The sequence below is a fragment of the Streptomyces sp. NPDC034084 genome (assembly GCF_055575535.1).
This window is the reverse complement of record NZ_JBVISK010000010.1, coordinates 104,508-118,479: the sequence shown is the minus strand read 5'-3', so window position 1 is coordinate 118,479 and position 13,972 is coordinate 104,508. Positions and strand designations below refer to the sequence as shown.

The 13,972-nt window shown below is 69.9% G+C and carries 13 protein-coding genes and 1 pseudogene; 4 read left to right on the top strand and 10 right to left on the bottom strand.

The genetic code is table 11. From position 1 onward, the window contains the following. Window positions 1-39: 39 nt before the first annotated feature. On the top strand, window positions 40-1,329 hold the full coding sequence (locus ACZ51I_RS29675; protein ID WP_468881919.1) for a cyanophycinase: 1,290 nt from the start codon (window positions 40-42) through the stop codon (window positions 1,327-1,329). Between the two features lie 82 nt (window positions 1,330-1,411). Here the strand turns inward: ACZ51I_RS29675 and ACZ51I_RS29670 are convergent, their stop codons facing one another. The 3 genes from ACZ51I_RS29670 to ACZ51I_RS29660 all read right to left on the bottom strand — a co-directional run bounded on the left by ACZ51I_RS29670 (window position 1,412) and on the right by ACZ51I_RS29660 (window position 4,160). After that, the gene (locus ACZ51I_RS29670) at window positions 1,412-2,290 is read right to left on the bottom strand and encodes a MurR/RpiR family transcriptional regulator (RefSeq protein ID WP_468881917.1); all 879 of its coding nucleotides are present in this window, start codon (window positions 2,288-2,290) and stop codon (window positions 1,412-1,414) included. A gap of 326 nt (window positions 2,291-2,616) precedes the next feature. Then, window positions 2,617-2,967: a M23 family metallopeptidase gene (locus ACZ51I_RS29665; protein ID WP_468881990.1), complete on the bottom strand. Its 351-nt coding sequence runs from the start codon at window positions 2,965-2,967 to the stop codon at window positions 2,617-2,619. A 119-nt stretch (window positions 2,968-3,086) separates the two neighbouring features. Then, a complete protein-coding gene (locus ACZ51I_RS29660; protein ID WP_468881914.1) occupies window positions 3,087-4,160 on the bottom strand; it encodes an alkene reductase in 1,074 nt (357 codons plus the stop codon). Between the two features lie 267 nt (window positions 4,161-4,427). Here ACZ51I_RS29660 and ACZ51I_RS29655 point away from each other — a divergent pair. Beyond that, window positions 4,428-4,884 (top strand): annotated as a pseudogene (locus ACZ51I_RS29655) (MarR family winged helix-turn-helix transcriptional regulator). Window positions 4,885-6,099: 1,215 nt separating this feature from the next. On the opposite strand, the gene ACZ51I_RS29650 reads toward ACZ51I_RS29655, so the two are convergent. The 3 genes from ACZ51I_RS29650 to ACZ51I_RS29640 form a co-directional block, all read right to left on the bottom strand. Further along, a complete protein-coding gene (locus tag ACZ51I_RS29650) occupies window positions 6,100-6,615 on the bottom strand; it encodes a sensor histidine kinase (protein WP_468881912.1) in 516 nt (171 codons plus the stop codon). Continuing rightward, the gene (locus tag ACZ51I_RS29645; RefSeq protein ID WP_468881910.1) at window positions 6,612-7,220 is read right to left on the bottom strand and encodes a histidine kinase; all 609 of its coding nucleotides are present in this window, start codon (window positions 7,218-7,220) and stop codon (window positions 6,612-6,614) included. The genes ACZ51I_RS29650 and ACZ51I_RS29645 overlap by 4 nt, the downstream gene beginning before the upstream one ends. A 142-nt stretch (window positions 7,221-7,362) precedes the next feature. Continuing rightward, window positions 7,363-7,833, bottom strand: a complete 471-nt coding sequence (locus ACZ51I_RS29640) for a MarR family winged helix-turn-helix transcriptional regulator (RefSeq protein ID WP_468881907.1) — start codon at window positions 7,831-7,833, stop codon at window positions 7,363-7,365. A 157-nt stretch (window positions 7,834-7,990) separates the two neighbouring features. Here ACZ51I_RS29640 and ACZ51I_RS29635 point away from each other — a divergent pair, with 157 nt between their 5' ends. Next, window positions 7,991-8,980 (top strand): ABC transporter permease, encoded by a 990-nt coding sequence (locus ACZ51I_RS29635; RefSeq protein WP_468881905.1) that lies wholly within the window; start codon window positions 7,991-7,993, stop codon window positions 8,978-8,980. Between the two features lie 281 nt (window positions 8,981-9,261). Here ACZ51I_RS29635 and ACZ51I_RS29630 read toward each other — a convergent pair whose 3' ends face one another. The 4 genes from ACZ51I_RS29630 to ACZ51I_RS29615 all read right to left on the bottom strand — a co-directional run bounded on the left by ACZ51I_RS29630 (window position 9,262) and on the right by ACZ51I_RS29615 (window position 13,212). Beyond that, on the bottom strand, window positions 9,262-9,561 hold the full coding sequence (locus ACZ51I_RS29630) for a hypothetical protein (RefSeq protein ID WP_468881903.1): 300 nt from the start codon (window positions 9,559-9,561) through the stop codon (window positions 9,262-9,264). A gap of 923 nt (window positions 9,562-10,484) precedes the next feature. Further along, window positions 10,485-10,952 carry a cupin domain-containing protein gene (locus ACZ51I_RS29625; protein ID WP_468881901.1) on the bottom strand — a complete coding sequence of 156 codons (468 nt, stop codon included), beginning with the start codon at window positions 10,950-10,952 and terminating at the stop codon, window positions 10,485-10,487. Window positions 10,953-11,160: 208 nt separating this feature from the next. After that, window positions 11,161-12,033, bottom strand: a complete 873-nt coding sequence (locus ACZ51I_RS29620; RefSeq protein WP_468881899.1) for an LLM class flavin-dependent oxidoreductase — start codon at window positions 12,031-12,033, stop codon at window positions 11,161-11,163. Between the two features lie 108 nt (window positions 12,034-12,141). Continuing rightward, window positions 12,142-13,212, bottom strand: coding sequence for an alkene reductase (locus ACZ51I_RS29615; protein WP_468881896.1), 1,071 nt, complete (start codon window positions 13,210-13,212; stop codon window positions 12,142-12,144). A gap of 221 nt (window positions 13,213-13,433) precedes the next feature. Between ACZ51I_RS29615 and ACZ51I_RS29610 the strand changes: the two genes are divergently transcribed. Then, entirely contained in the window at window positions 13,434-13,961 is a 528-nt protein-coding gene (locus ACZ51I_RS29610; protein WP_468881893.1) for a MarR family winged helix-turn-helix transcriptional regulator, read from the top strand. Window positions 13,962-13,972: the final 11 nt, after the last annotated feature.

The following is a 13,972-nucleotide window of genomic DNA, read 5'->3' as shown; positions in this document are numbered from 1 at the left end:
CACCATCCCGCCACCCATCCCACCCTCAACGGAGGCACCATGCGCGTTCCTTCCGCACCCGCACGCCGCACCGTCCTCGCCGGCGCCCTCGCCGTATCCCTCCTCTCGGTCTCCTCCTCCGCCCTCGCCGACGCCCCGAAGGCCCGGACGCAGTCGGGGTCCCTCGTCCTGATCGGCGGAGCCCTCAAGGAGAGCAACACCCAGGTCTACGGCGAGATCATCAAGCGGGCCGGCGGCCCCGGCGCCCGCATCGGGATCATCACGGCCGCCTCCGTACCCGAGAGCCAGGACCCCCACGCCGGCGACCCCGAGCGGTGCAGCAACTCCGCCTGCAACGGCGCCTACTACGCCGACGTGTTCAAGCGGCACGGCGCCGCGGACGCCCAGTGGATCCCCCTCGACATCGACCACGTCGCCAACGCCGACTCGGACGCTGTCGTCGCTCAGGTCAACTCCATGACCGGCTTCTTCTTCGGCGGCGGCGACCAGTACCGGTACCTCACCACCCTGCTGCGCGGTGGCGAGCACCGGGACTCCAAGGTCCTGGCCGCCATTCGCGCCAAGCTCGCCCGAGGCGCCGTCATCGCCGGGTCCTCCGCGGGCGCCCAGATCGCCTCCGGCCCCGACATGGTCACTGGCGGAGAGTCGTACGAAGGGCTCAAGGACGGCAGCGCCCCCGGCTACTTCGACGACGCGACGCGCCTCGGTTACCTCCCCGAGGGCGGCTTCGGCTTCCTCCGGTCGGGGCTCGTCGATACCCACACCGGCGCCTACGGACGCGAGGGCCGGGCGCTGCGCCTCGCCTCCGACACCGGCCACGACCGCGTCTACGCCCTGGAGGAGAACACCGCCCTCGTCGTCGACCGGCCGGGCAGCCCCCGTGAGCACCTCAGCGTCCTCGGGCCGAACGGCGTCGCCGTCCTGGACCTGCGCGACGCCCGCGCGTACGACTCCGAGGACGGCTGGTCCCTGCGCCGGGCCCGGTACAGCTACCTCACGGACGGGGACCAGTACGACGCACGCACCTGGACGCCGCGCGTCCACCCGGGCAAGCAGCCCCTGAGCCCCGTCGGCACGGCGCCCGTGCCCGTCAACACCGACGTCTTCCACTCCGCGGCCAACCCCGACGGCGCCCCGTACGCCTTCCGGACCACCGCGCGGGCGCTCGCCTCGACGCGCGCGCAGAACAGCGCGACCGCGACCACGTTCGAGAGCGGGCCGCGGTTCACAGTGACGTTCACCAAGGGGCGCGGATTCGCCGTCTTCACCGGCGATGGCACGGACGCCCGTACGCTCCTCTCCCTGCGCATCGACATCGCGCCGCGCTGATCGGCCGAACGACACGGAGCCGGCCCCAGGACGGGGGCCGGCTCCTTTCGCATCGTCGAACGGACCGAGGCGCGCGGTCCGTTCACAGCAGGCCGGTGCGCCGGGCGATCCTCTCCGCTTCCTTCATGCGCTCGTGGCCGCTGCCGCCGATCCGGTCGAGGACGGCGGCGACGAGCGCCTCGACGACCGCCAGGGCCGGTACGAGGCTGTCGTACGGGGAGTCCGAGGAGACCTGGGTGATGAGGACGACGTCCGCGTGGGCGGCGGCGGGGGAGAGCCACGGGTCGGTGAACACGATGACCTTGCCGCCCCGCTCCCGGGCCAGTTCGGCGATCAGCGTCTTGTCGGCCTCGTAGCGCCGGTAGTCGAACAGCACGGTGACGTCGCGTCGGGTGAGCTGCGTGAGGAAGGAGGTCCGCTCCACGTCCTTGTGCGGCAGGAAGCTCACCTGGTCGCGGAACTGCATCAGGTGCAGACCCAGGTACTCGGCCATCAGATGCGTGAACCGTCCACCCGCCACGTGCACGCGGCGGCGCGGGTCGGAGAGGAGGCCGACGGCGTCCTCGAACTCGTGGGCGGCCACCTCGTCGAAGGTCTGGCCGACGGCCTGCCGCACGAGCGACGAGCGCGCGCCGAGCTGGGTGGCGGCGGCGTCCCGCGCAGCCTCCGTCCGCTCGTGCTTCGACGTCTCGGCGGCCGTGTAGAGCGTGATCGGCGAGGCGTTGCGGGCGTCGAGTTCGGAGCGGAGAGCGGCCTGGAGGTCGGGGAAGCCCCGGTAGCCCAGCCGGGAGGCGCACCGCAACACCGTGGGTGCCGAGACGCCCGCCCGCTCCGCGATCGTGGCGACCGTCTCGAAGACCGCGGCCGGATACCCCGCCAGCAGCACCCGCGCGACCTTGCGCTCCGCGGGACTCAGCTCTCCGAGCCGACTGCGGATCTCGTCGGCCAGCGTGGGGCTCATGGCTTTCCCTTCTGCGGCGTGGGATCAGCGGACGGCAGCCGTCGAGGCCGCGACCTCCGGCTTGCCACGTTTCAGATCAGCGAGTTTCAGGGATCGAATGTACCGCCCATTACGGAATCTGCCCAGTCCCGTCGGAAGGCGCGGCAGAGGGCTCACGGCGACGTCCCGCGCGGGACATCAACGACCGAAGGTGCCTGGCCGACGGACGGGGGTGGGTCAGCAGCCGCCGCAGTTGTAGAACGTTACGTCCCAGTGGTTGCCTTCGTCGGCGTAGACGTTGCCGGCACCGTCAGGGCGGACCGGAAGCGCAGGCGGAAGCTCCTTTGTCAGTAGGTGCAGCCCGAGTCCGGCAGCTTCCAGGGAGACGGCGGGACGAGACCGTCATACAGGGCGATCAGCATCTGCTGCGGGCAGACGGAGTCACCCTGGCGGAAGATGCCGAAGTGCAGGTGCGGACCTGTGGAGTTGCCCGTGTTACCCGTGCGGGCGATCAGCTGGCCCGCCATCACCCGCGCCCCGTCGCTCACGGCGCGGCTGTCGAGGTGGCAGTACTGGTAGCGGACCCCGTCGTCCCCGTCGATCGCGACGCCCAGGCCGCAGGAGTCGTTGAGCCCGCCGTTGAGCCGGGCGGTGCCGCCGGTGATGGCGTAGGCGGGTGTCCCGATCTCGACGGCGATGTCACTGGCGGGGTAGTCGTGGTGGGCCCGCAGCAGGCTCTCCCGGCCGTCGAAGACGTTTTCGCGCGGGATGACGAAGGCGTACGTGCCCGTTCCTTGGTCCGGTTGCGTGTGTCGGGTCAGGGCAGGGCGGGGTAGTCGGTGTAGCCGCGCTCGTCGCCGCCGTATGTGGTGGCCCGGTCGGGGGTGTTGAAGGGGCCGCCACGTCCGAGGCGCTCGGGCAGGTCGGGGTTGGCCAGGAACAGGGCCCCGTAGGCGATCAGGTCGGCAGTGCCGTCCTCGATCAGGTCCAGCTCCTCAGGACCGGTGGGCTCGGTGCCTGTGAATGGGTTGAGGATGAAGGTGCCCGGCCACTGGCGGCGCAGCCGAACCGTCAGCTCACGTGCTCCGGCGGACTCCATCTGGTGCAGATAGGCCAGCTTCAGAGGGGCAAGGGCTTCGACCAGGAGGGAGTACGTCATCCTCACGTCGGCCTTGTCGGTCTCGGAAATGTCGTTGAGGGGGTTGCCGGGCGACATACGTAAACCGACCTTCTCCGGCCTGATCGCCTCGGCCACGGCCTTCGCCGCCTCCACCGCGAACCGGATGCGGCGCTCCGGAGAACCGCCCCACGCATCGGTACGCGTGTTGGAGTTCGGGGCGAGGAACTGGTGGATGAGGTAGCCGTTGGCGCCGTGCAGTTCCACACCGTCCAAACCGGCCTCGACGGCATTGCGGGCGGCGGTGGCGTAGTCGGCGATGGTCTGGGCGCTCTCTGCCTCGGTCAGCTCGTGCGGGGTGCCGAAGTCCCGCGGACCCTCGGCGGTGTATACCTGGCCCGCGGCCTTGACCGCAGAAGGCCCGACGGGGGCGCGGCCCGTCAGGCTCGGATGGCCTACCCGCCCGGTGTGCATCAGCTGCAGGAAGATGACCCCGCCGTGCTCGTGGACGGCGCCGGTGACCTTCTTCCATGCCTCGATCTGCTCGCCGGAGTGGATGCCGGGGGTGTCCGGGTAGCCCTGACCGACCGCTGACGGCTGGGTGCCCTCGGTGACGATCGGGCCGGCACCGGCGCGCTGGCCGTAGTAGGCGGCCATCAGCTCCGTAGCGGAGAGGCCGCGCCCATAGGCCCGGCTGCGAGTCATTGGCGCCATCACGATGCGGTTGGCCAGACGCGTGCCGGCCAGGTCGTAGGAGGCAAAAGCCTTGTTCATGTGGCCGTTCCTCGTTCGTACGGGCCCCTCGCAGGACCGCTGACATTCTGACCTTACCTGTTCGAACAAGTAAAGTCGCCTGGGCATTCCCGCCTCGCCCGACTCGACTCAAGAGGAGTGGATTTCGTTCCGAGCTGAGCTCGGGCCTGGCTGATCTGGAGCCATAGACTGGATATAATTGTTTGAGCAGTTAGATGAAGGACGCGGCTGCACGTGATCGGCGCCGACCTTGAGGCTTCCGGACCTGACGCTGCTGAGGCGGTCGGCATGCCGCTACCGCCGTCGGTCCAGGCCGGGCCGATGGCCCATGCGATCTTCCGGGTGGCCCGGCTGCATCGCGTGCTCGCAGGGCAGCTCCTGCGCCGGGTCGGCCTTCACCCCGGCCAGGAACTGATGATGATGCAGTTGTGGGACCTCGGGCAGCAGCGCCAGATCGACCTGGTCCGACTGCTCGGCTCGGACGCGGCCACCATGACCCGCACCGTCTAGCGGCTCGAACACGCCGGCTTCGTTCGCCGCCGCCTCAGCTCCACCGACAAGCGGGCGACCATCATCGAGCCCACCGGGGCCAGCCTGGCCCTGCGCCGCCAGGTCGACGAGGTCTGGGCGGAGCTGGAGGTGTACCGCCGGACAACTGCCCAAGGAACGGCAGGCCGAGGCCGTCCAGATCCTGGAGCAGATCGAGGCGACCCTGGCCCTGGCCGCGACACGGAATGCGCAATAGGAAACCGGCGGCCAGGCGGCGCTACCCGAGGGCATGGCGCCCAGGGCGCAAGCGGCGATCGATGCCTCGACCCGTGGCCGGACAGCCCGGGCCTGTGTTCGTGGCGGCGGCGTTGTCGGACCGGGGCAGGCCGCACTCGGCCGGGTCTGAGTCCCGCCGAGCCCGGAGGCGACACCCGGCGGCCGCCGACCTGGGCATCCCCGGTCGGGAGTGCGGCTCGCTGCGGCGTAGGGAAGCGGTGACGTCCTGGCCGTGGTGCTCGTTCCTCCTCAGCTGGCCGAAGAGACAGCGCCGTCACGTCGTTGACCGCCTTGCCGGGATCCGCTCTGTGCGGCTCGTGACGTCTGACGTCTGACGCGTGACGTCTGCTGGTGCCCGGTGCCCCAGGTGGCGGGGTGGGTGGGGCGGTGGTCGAGGTGTTGCCAGTGGTGGTCGAGGTGGTGGAGGGCCTGTGAGCGGTGCCCGGTCGCGCACGCCGTCAGGAACGGGTTCCAGTGGGCGCAGCTGACTCCTGATGCGGGCAGGCGGAGGTCGTGGGCTCGTTGCCATACGGGTTTGAGGCGGTTGACGGCGTCATAAAGCGGCGGGTTGGCGCAGGTGTGGCGGATGGGTCCCACAGGGCCAGTCCGCAGGCGAGAGCTTCGGCGCCATCGCCTGCGGAAGGGTCGCGGGGGTGCACGCGGCGCAGTTGCGCACGGCTCGGACGCGGTCGTCGGTCATGGGCCAGGGAGACGGTGAGGAGGACGGTGCGATAGAGGCCGTGCAGGACGGTCGCGGTGTGCCGGGCTTCGGCGGTGCCGGTGTGGGTGACGTGTGCCCTGTCAGGGCCCGTGTACTCGACCAGGCGCTGTGATGCCGGCGTCAGCAGGACTTCCCGCACACGAACCGGGAGGACCTCCCGCCGCCGAGCAGTGTCCTCTTCGTCGAGAGGCGCGCCAGGCGGCAGCGTACCGCCGGTGATCTCTGCGAGCAGAGTCTCGTGGACGCGTTCGCGCAGGGCAGGGGGATCACCGGTGCCGTGGCGGGTGTGGAGCGGTGTGCGGGAGTCCGCGGGAATGGCGTCCGCACTCGCGTTGTGTCCGTTGTTCCGGCAACAGCCGCTGTTCACCAGGGGGCTGCCCTGGGGGCCGTGCGCGCCGCAGGGGTGACGGCCCGGTTCCTTCTGTGGCCGGCCCCGCCGCGCGAACAAGTGTCATGCGGTGCTCTTCTCCGTACTCATGTCGTCATCGGAGTAGGTGGTGTAGAGCGCGTTGAGCGGGATCCGCGCGCTGACGCGGTAGCCGCCGGTTCTTCGGGGCCGGCGGTGAGGTGGCCGCCGAGCATGGTGGTGCGTTCGCGCATGCCGAGGAGTCCGTGGCCGGAACCGGGGGAGGGCGGAGCGGGTGTGGTGGAGGCGGTGTTGGTGATGTCGAGTTCGAGGGCGTCGTCGGTGTGGACGAGGCGCAGGTGAACGTGGGCGCCGGGGGCGTGGCGCAGGCAGTTGCTGAGCGCTTCTTGCGCGATGCGGTAGAGGGCCAGCTGCGCGCCGAGATCGAGGGGCTGGACAGGACGGTTTGGTATCTCGGTGGTCACGTTCAGGCCGGTTCCGCGCCCGTTGGCCAGCAGCGCATCGAGGTCGTCCAGGGTGGGCTGCGGGCCGTGGGGGTTGTCGGTGTCATCGGAGCGCAGGACTCCGAGGATGCGCCGCAGTTCGGTCAGGGCGTCCAGTGCGTTCTGCCGGATGCCCGTCAAATTGCCGCCAGCTCGGGCGGGTTCCCGGTGAGGTGGGGTGCGACCTGGACCTGGATGGAGATCACCGACATGTGGTGGGCGACGACGTCGTGCAGTTCGCGGGCGATGCGTCCGCGTTCCTCCAGCAACGTGCGCTGCGCTCGTTCCACGGTGGTCAGCGCCGCCTGCTCGGCCAGATCGATCCGGGCTGTGCGCCGGCCGCGCACGGTGGAACCGAGTACGACGGCGAGCGTGAACAGCACCAGGGCGAGGAAGCTGTTGCCCTGGTACGGGCCAGCGTCCGCAGCGAGTTCGATCAGGAAGGGTATGAGGACGGAGGCGGCGAGCGCCGCGCACGCCGAGGGGGTGCGGACGCGCAGAGAGAGCAGCAGCAGGACTGCGGCGTACGCGACAAGGCCAGGGATGGTCCAGGGCCAGGGTGTGTTCTCAAGGAGATGAGGAGCGCTGACCGCGGCGGCGATGCCGGCCCCCGTCAGGGACAGCCACCAGGCGTGCGCGGGGTGGGCGAGAGCGAGCAGGATGCCGCCCTGGACCAGCGCGAGGAGGATGCCGTAGCCCAGACCGAGCCCGTTGCGGTGGCCGAGCTGATCGCTGGTGGCGATCACCACGACGACGGCGGCCGCGGCAACGCATACGTGGGGCAGCCGGCCAAGCCGACGGGGCCGACGCAGGGGCGGCAGCGGGTCTGGCCTGAAGATCCTTCAGTTCCCCCCACGCGGGTGCTGTGAGCAGGTACGGCGGTTGATGTCACGGGTCGGGCGTTGCCGGGGGGCCGGCGGTGGGGGGTAGGGCGTCGGGGTTGAGGTGCGTGACCAGACGGTGGAGGAGGTGGTGCACCGCGGTTCGCTCTTCGGGTTCCAGAACCGCCAGTGCCTCTTCGTTGACCCGGCGGACCACATCTCGTGCCTGCTCCAGGAGGCGGGAGCCGTCGGGAGTGCTGTGCAGGCACAGAATGCGGCGGTTGGTGGGGTGGGGCGAGCGAGAGAGCAGCCCGCGGTTGGTGAGGCTGGCCACGGCGGACCCCATGGACTGGGCGGTGATGCCGGCGTGTCGGGCGGCGTCGGCGCTGGAAATGCCGGGTTGGCGATCGGCGTGCTGGAGGGCGTTGTACTGCGCGAGGTTGAGCTCGAGTGTGCGCAGTTCCTTCTCCAGGCGGGCGCCCATGGCCTGGGCGAAGTGCCAGGCCAGGTAGCCGGTGTGGATGGGCCTCTCGTTCACGTGGCTCCTCGGCTTGTAAGGCAACTTATGTTTTACTGCTGTAGTTATCAGGCAGCTTATAACTTCTGGACGGTCTTCCCACATGCCAGCCCCGACCCCACTCCACCCCGGCGACGTCTTGCCAACCGCCCACGGCGACATAGCCGACCCCGCCCCGGTGCCACATCCTCGTTCCGGTCTCAAGGGTGTCCTGCTGCCCGTCGCAGTGGTGCTCGCCATCGGGACGATCTTCGTGAGCGTCTACCTCGCCGCGTTCCACGCCCCCCGCCCGCGTGACCTGCCCGTCGCGGTAGTCGGCACCGCCGCCGAGGCAGACCGGGTGGAAGCGGGCCTGGAGCGGGCCATATCCGGCGGGTTCGAGATGCGGCCCTACGGCGACGAAGCGGCGGCCCGCGAGGCGGTCGAGCACCGTGAGGTCTACGCCGCCTACGTTCCCGGTCGCGGCCCGGGGGGCGGGCGGCTGCTGTACGCGGGTGCCAACGGCCCTTCCGTGACCGCCACCCTCACCGCAGCCTTCGCCCAGGCCGGACCCGAGGTCGGCCCGCCCCCGCTCGCCCAGGACATCCTGGCGGTGTCCGCTGGCGACACCCGCGGCCTGTCGGTCTTCTACGCCGCGTTCGGCCTGGTCCTGGCCGGCTACCTGTTCGGCATGATGACCTACCAGGCCGCACCGGCCCTGCACTTTCGCCAGCGCATCGCCAGCCTCACCCTCTTCGGGGCCCTCGGAGGGATCATCGTCGCCCTCCTGGCCGGCGACACCGGCTTCGGCGCCCTTCCCGGCTCCTTCGCCGGCACCGCCGTGGTGACCGCCCTGATGGCAATGGCAGCGGGCGGCGCAACCATGGCCATCGTGAAATGGACCGGATCCGCCGGCGCCGCAATCGCCTCGGTGGTTCTGCTCATCCTCGGCAACGCCACCAGCGGCGGGGTCATGCCCGCCTCCTACCTGCCCGCCTGGCTGCACCCGTTCTCCGGCGTGCTGCCCGTCGGCGCCGGGGTGCGCGCCCTCCAGGGGATGTCCTACTTCCACAATGACGGCCTGTGGTCCGGCCTCGCCGTCCTGGCCGCGTGGATCATCGCCTGCGTCGCCCTGCTCTACATGCGCGATCTGCGTGGCGCCCGCAAGAGTCGGCCGCAGACGCCGTAAAGAATCCGGCCGGTCCTTCCTCGGCGGCGGCCCCGCGATCCTGCCGAAGGACGCGGGGCCTGCTCACGCTTGGGGCAGGACCGAGGGCGCGGGACTTTGGTGCTTCGAGGTTGCCCTCGAAGCATGCCGGGATCTGCATCGCCTAGGACCGCTTCTCCTCGCTCATGCCGGCGACAGCGAGGGCCCCCTGTGCACAGTAGCTCCGTCGGGCGTGCTGCGATTCGGATCCTCTCGGCCGGGCCCTGTGGGCGAGGCTCCAGCGCAGTGGCTGCAGTTTCCTATCAGGAGTGGGGGTGGCCCGTCGGAAGCGCGGTGGGGTCGGCGCTTGGATTGTTGGCTTTCTCGGGGGAGTGGCGCAGTAGTAGGAGGACGGTGATTGCTGCGGTGAGGGCGGCTGCGGCGCCGCTGAGCAGGGCGGTGTGCATGGCGTCGCTGAACGCGGCGCGTGCCGGGTGGAGGGCGGGTTCGCCGATGGCGGTGGCGGCGGCGAGTGAGGACTGCGCCGCGTGGGCGAGGGCGGGCGGCATCGGGGGGAGTTGGAGGTGGTCGCGGTAGGTGGTGTTGAGAATGCTGGCGAACACGGCGATTCCCAGTGCGCCTCCCAGTTCCCGGGAGAGGTCGTTCATGGCGGAGGCGACGTTTTGCAGTGCTGGGGGCAAGGCGTCGGTGATCGCTGTGGTGGCGGGGCTCATCGCCCGGCCCATCCCCGCGCCTAGAGGCATAAGTCCGCAGGCGAGGAGCCAGTAGGAGCTGTCCGCGTCCAGCTGGGCGAGAACGGTCAGGCCGGCCGCCGCCGGCGGTCCAGGGACCGCGGGTACCGAATCGGGCGGTGAGGCGCGGGGTGAGGCGGACACTGGGCATCATCGCCGCGACCATTGGAAGCACGCTGACCGCGGCCATGAGGGGGTTGTCTCCGCGGACCAGCTGCAGGTACTGCATGATCACGAAGATGAACCCGAAGAAGGCGAAGAACTGCAACGAGACGGAGAGTGTGCCGGCCGCAAAGCGGGCGTTGCGGAACAGACGAGGATCCAGCAGCGGGTGGCGCTGCCTGCGTTCCCAGCCGACGAAGCAGATGAGAACGAGGAAGCCGAGCGCGAGGCCCGCGAGAGCGAGAGGGCTGGCCCAGCCGTGCTCGGGAGCCTCAGGCACGCTGTGACCTCGACGGCCTCAGGGGATAGGGCATCACTGCAAAAGCGCTCACCGTCGGGCGAGCGACGCCCGCGGTGGTTTCGCGCTGGTTGCGCCGGACCGCACTGGTCCCAGCACCGGGTTGCGGCCTGGTTCAGTCACGGCTCCAACTCGAGGAGTTCCGCGATGACCGGCAAGCCGGAGACGGAACGCATCGACTGCTTTGCCCTGCCGGGCTCTGAGAGCACCCGCTTCGGGCGCGGGAGGCGAGCTGCTCCACCAGGCGCTCCTGGTGCGCGCGGGCCCTGGAGTACGGCCTGACCAGATCCCCTCATGGTGGGGCGGTGCCGCCTGGCAGTTTCGCGCGACGGCGTCAGCGTGGCGGTCCGACGATCACCTGGCCGTAGAGGTCGGCGGCTTCGGCGAGGGCGGCGTTCGGGATCTCGAAGCCTTTGGGCCGGTCAGTGGTGACGTCACGTCCCGCGTGGCGGAACATGCCCTCGATTCCTGACGGCGTTGTGATCATGAGGAGGTCTGCGGTGTCGGACGTGATGCGGTAGCCGTGGGGAATATTTCGGGGCAGGTAGACGATGCCTCCTTCGGAAAGCTCCATCTGCTCATCGCCCGCCCACAGTAGTGCGGAGCCCTGGATGAGCAGGAAGATCTCGTCCTCTCGGGTGTGCAGGTGGAACGGCGGGGCCTCGCCCTTCGTGACGCGGAAGCGGCCCACGGTGAGTTGACCGTCCGTCGCGCGGCCGTCGAGCAGGACCGAGAAAGTGCCGCCGTGAAGCCATTCAAGAGTCTCCTGCTGATCGGCCTGGGCGAGGTAGGGCATGCTCATCGGTCGTCCTTTCGACGGAAAGTGTGAAACTGGCGGCGGCGTCGTCACACGCCAGGGTTCGGGCTTCGCCGTGTCGGCAGGAACTGCGGTTCGGGCCCGGTGTGTCCCGGCCCCGTGCTCGCGGGTGAGGACTTCGAAGGGGGGCGGTTCGTCAGGCCGGGGCCTCAATCCTGCGGCAGGGTGAGGCACTTGACTTGCGGCCTGTCGGTCAGGGGGAGAGTGCTGAGCGTGCGGCGGGGACGACTTCGTGAGCGAAGAGGGCCAGCTGGCGTTCGTGGTCCTCGCTGGGCCAATACACAAAGCCGTTCATCCCCCGCTCCGTGGCCAGGGAGACGATCTGGTCGATCCACTGGTCTACGGGGCCGTGGAAGTCGCCGCGCGAGGTGGCAGTGATCAGGCCGCCGAGGTTGTAGACCTTGCGGATGTGGCCGGGATCGCGCCCGGCGCCGAGGGCGGCGTCGTCGATTCTGGCGGTCGCATCCGCAAGGGCTTCCAGGCCCAGGTAGGCCAGGGAAGGCAGCCAGCCCTCGGCCTTGGCGCCGGTCAGTGCCAGCATGCGAGGGCCGTAGGAGCCCAGCCAGATGTCCAGCGCCGGCGACGGCGTGGGGCCCGGGTGCACTCCCGCGACGCGATAGTAGGTGCCGCCCGCTCTGGCCGAGCGCTGCCCGCTCCACATCGCACGGATGACCTCGATGGCCTCCGCGAGAGCGTCGACGGCTTCCCCCTTGCCCCGACGTGGTCCGCCCATTGCCGCGATCGCCTCCCAGAAGGCCCCTGCCCCCAGTCCCAGCCGCAGGCGGCCCCCGGAGAGGACGTCGAAACTCGCGGCGGCCTTTGCCAGCATCGCTGGCGGCCGCAGCGGCAGATTCGTCACCGTGGGGACGAGTGTCACCCGCCCGGTGGCCGCCGCGAGGAACGACATGAGGGTCCAGGTGTCGTAGTGGGCACTCTGGTACGGATGGTCCTGGACGGTGATCAGGTCCAGGCCGTCACGCTCCGCTTGCGTCGCCAGCCGAAGCGGCCGGCCCACCTCGGCCCACAAGGGGTCGACGTTGGCGCCGAACAAGACAGGCAGTGCCATCGGGTTGCACCTTCCTCTGCATCCCAGCCCGGCACGCCCGGCAGGGACTTTCCGTGGATTGGCAAAGCACATTAGGAGCCGAAGGGACTCCTCGGTGTGTTTGACACGTCAGGCGGTGAGGGTGGGGTAGTCGGTGTAGCCGTGCTCGTCGCCGCCGTAGAAGGTGGCGGGGTCGGGGGTGTTGTAGGGGCCGTTCGCGGCGAGGCGGGCGGGCAGGTCGGGGTTGGCCAGGAACAGCGCGCCGAAGGCGATTATGTCTGCCGTGCCGTCCTCGATCAGTTCCAGCGCGTTGGGGCCGGTGGTGTCGGGGTGGGTGAAGGGGTTGAGGATGAAGGCGGTCGGCCATTCCTTGCGCAGCTGGAGGGTGAGGTCGCGGTGCGGGCCTTCGAGTATGTGCAGGTAGGCCAGGCCCAGCGGGGCCAACTGCTTGACCAGCGCTGTGTAGGTCGCGGCGAGGTCGTCCTCGGCGATGTCGTTGTAGGGGTTGCCGGGTGAGATGCGGAAGCCGACCCTTTCGCCTCCGATCGCCTCGGCCACGGCGGCGGCGACCTCGATTGCGAAGCGGATGCGGTCCTCGACGGAGCCTCCCCAGCCGTCGGTGCGCTGGTTGGCGTTGGGGGCGAGGAACTGGTGGACCAGGTAGCCGTTGGCCCCGTGGATCTCCACCCCGTCGAAGCCCGCGGCGATCGCGTTGCGGGCCGCGGCCGCGAAGTCGGCGATCGTCTGGCTGATCTCGGCCTCAGTGAGCTCCTTGGGAGTGACGAAGTCCTTGGGACCCTGGTGGGTGAACACCTGTCCCTTGGCCGCCACCGCCGAAGGGGCCACGGGGTGCAGTTCGTCGGGCAGCAGAGCGGGGTGGCTGATGCGGCCGGTGTGCATCAACTGGGCGAAGATCACTCCGCTCTCACGGTGAACCGCCTCGGTCACCTTCCGCCAGGCCGCCACCTGCTCCTCGGAGTGCAGGCCTGGAGTGTCGGGGTACCCCTGGCCCACCGCCGAGGGCTGGGTGCCCTCGGTGATGATCAGCCCGGCGCCCGCCCGCTGCGCGTAGTAGGTCTCCATCTCGGCCGTCGCGCTAGCACCCGGGCCGTAGGCCCGGCTGCGGGTCATCGGCGCCATGGCGACCCGGTTGGCCAGTCGCACGGATCCCAGGTCGATCGGGTCGAATGCAGTAGTCATGTCGTTCCTTCACCAGTGGGGGCGTCCGGCCGATCCACGAGCCGTGGCGCATTTACTGTCCGAACAACTAAAACATAGACACGAGGATTCCCCGAGGTCGTAGTGACCCATCACACTGTGAACGCACACGTAAGCGAGGTGTCGCAGAAGCGTGGGCTCTGCCATGGCAGACTGGGCCCTGTCACTGCTCGGGCAAGTGTTCTTGGAAAGAGTGCGTAGTCATGACACATCCGCCTTCTGATGAGGTCGACGCCCGGGCGGCAGGCCCGGCGACGGTGAGCGCGGCGACCGTGCCGGTGCCGGCATCCGCCCACACGGGCCCGATCAGCCACGCCATCTTCCGCGTGGCCCGCCTGCACCGCATGATCGCCGGGCAGCTCCTGCGCCGCGTCGGGCTGTATCCGGGCCAGGAGCTGGTGATGATGCAGCTGTGGGAAGTCGGCCCCCAACGACAGACCGACCTGGTTCGCCTGATCGACTCCGACGCCGCCACCATGACCCGCACCGTCCAGCGCCTCGAGAACGCCGGCTTCGTACGCCGCAGCCCCTCGCCCACCGACAAGCGAGCCGTCATCGTCGAACCCACCGCCGCCAGCCTCGCCCTGCGCCGGGAAGTCGAACGGACCTGGGCGGAACTCGAAGCCGCCGCTACCGGCGACCTCAGCGCCGACGAGCGCACCACAACCCTGGACGTACTGCAGCGACTGGAGCAAAACCTGGCCCGGAGCGCGGCCGCGCTTGAGGAGTAAACCGCGCCCGA

Bases quoted from the DNA above. Each gene is read 5' to 3' on its own strand.
- ACZ51I_RS29675 (WP_468881919.1), top strand. From the start codon at position 40: ATGCGCGTTCCTTCCGCACCCGCACGCCGCACCGTCCTCGCCGGCGCC.
- ACZ51I_RS29670 (WP_468881917.1), bottom strand. From the start codon at position 2,290: ATGAGCCCCACGCTGGCCGACGAGATCCGCAGTCGGCTCGGAGAGCTG.
- ACZ51I_RS29660 (WP_468881914.1), bottom strand. From the start codon at position 4,160: ATGAACAAGGCTTTTGCCTCCTACGACCTGGCCGGCACGCGTCTGGCC.
- ACZ51I_RS29625 (WP_468881901.1), bottom strand. From the start codon at position 10,952: ATGAGCATGCCCTACCTCGCCCAGGCCGATCAGCAGGAGACTCTTGAA.
- ACZ51I_RS29620 (WP_468881899.1), bottom strand. From the start codon at position 12,033: ATGGCACTGCCTGTCTTGTTCGGCGCCAACGTCGACCCCTTGTGGGCC.
- ACZ51I_RS29615 (WP_468881896.1), bottom strand. From the start codon at position 13,212: ATGACTACTGCATTCGACCCGATCGACCTGGGATCCGTGCGACTGGCC.
- ACZ51I_RS29610 (WP_468881893.1), top strand. From the start codon at position 13,434: ATGACACATCCGCCTTCTGATGAGGTCGACGCCCGGGCGGCAGGCCCG.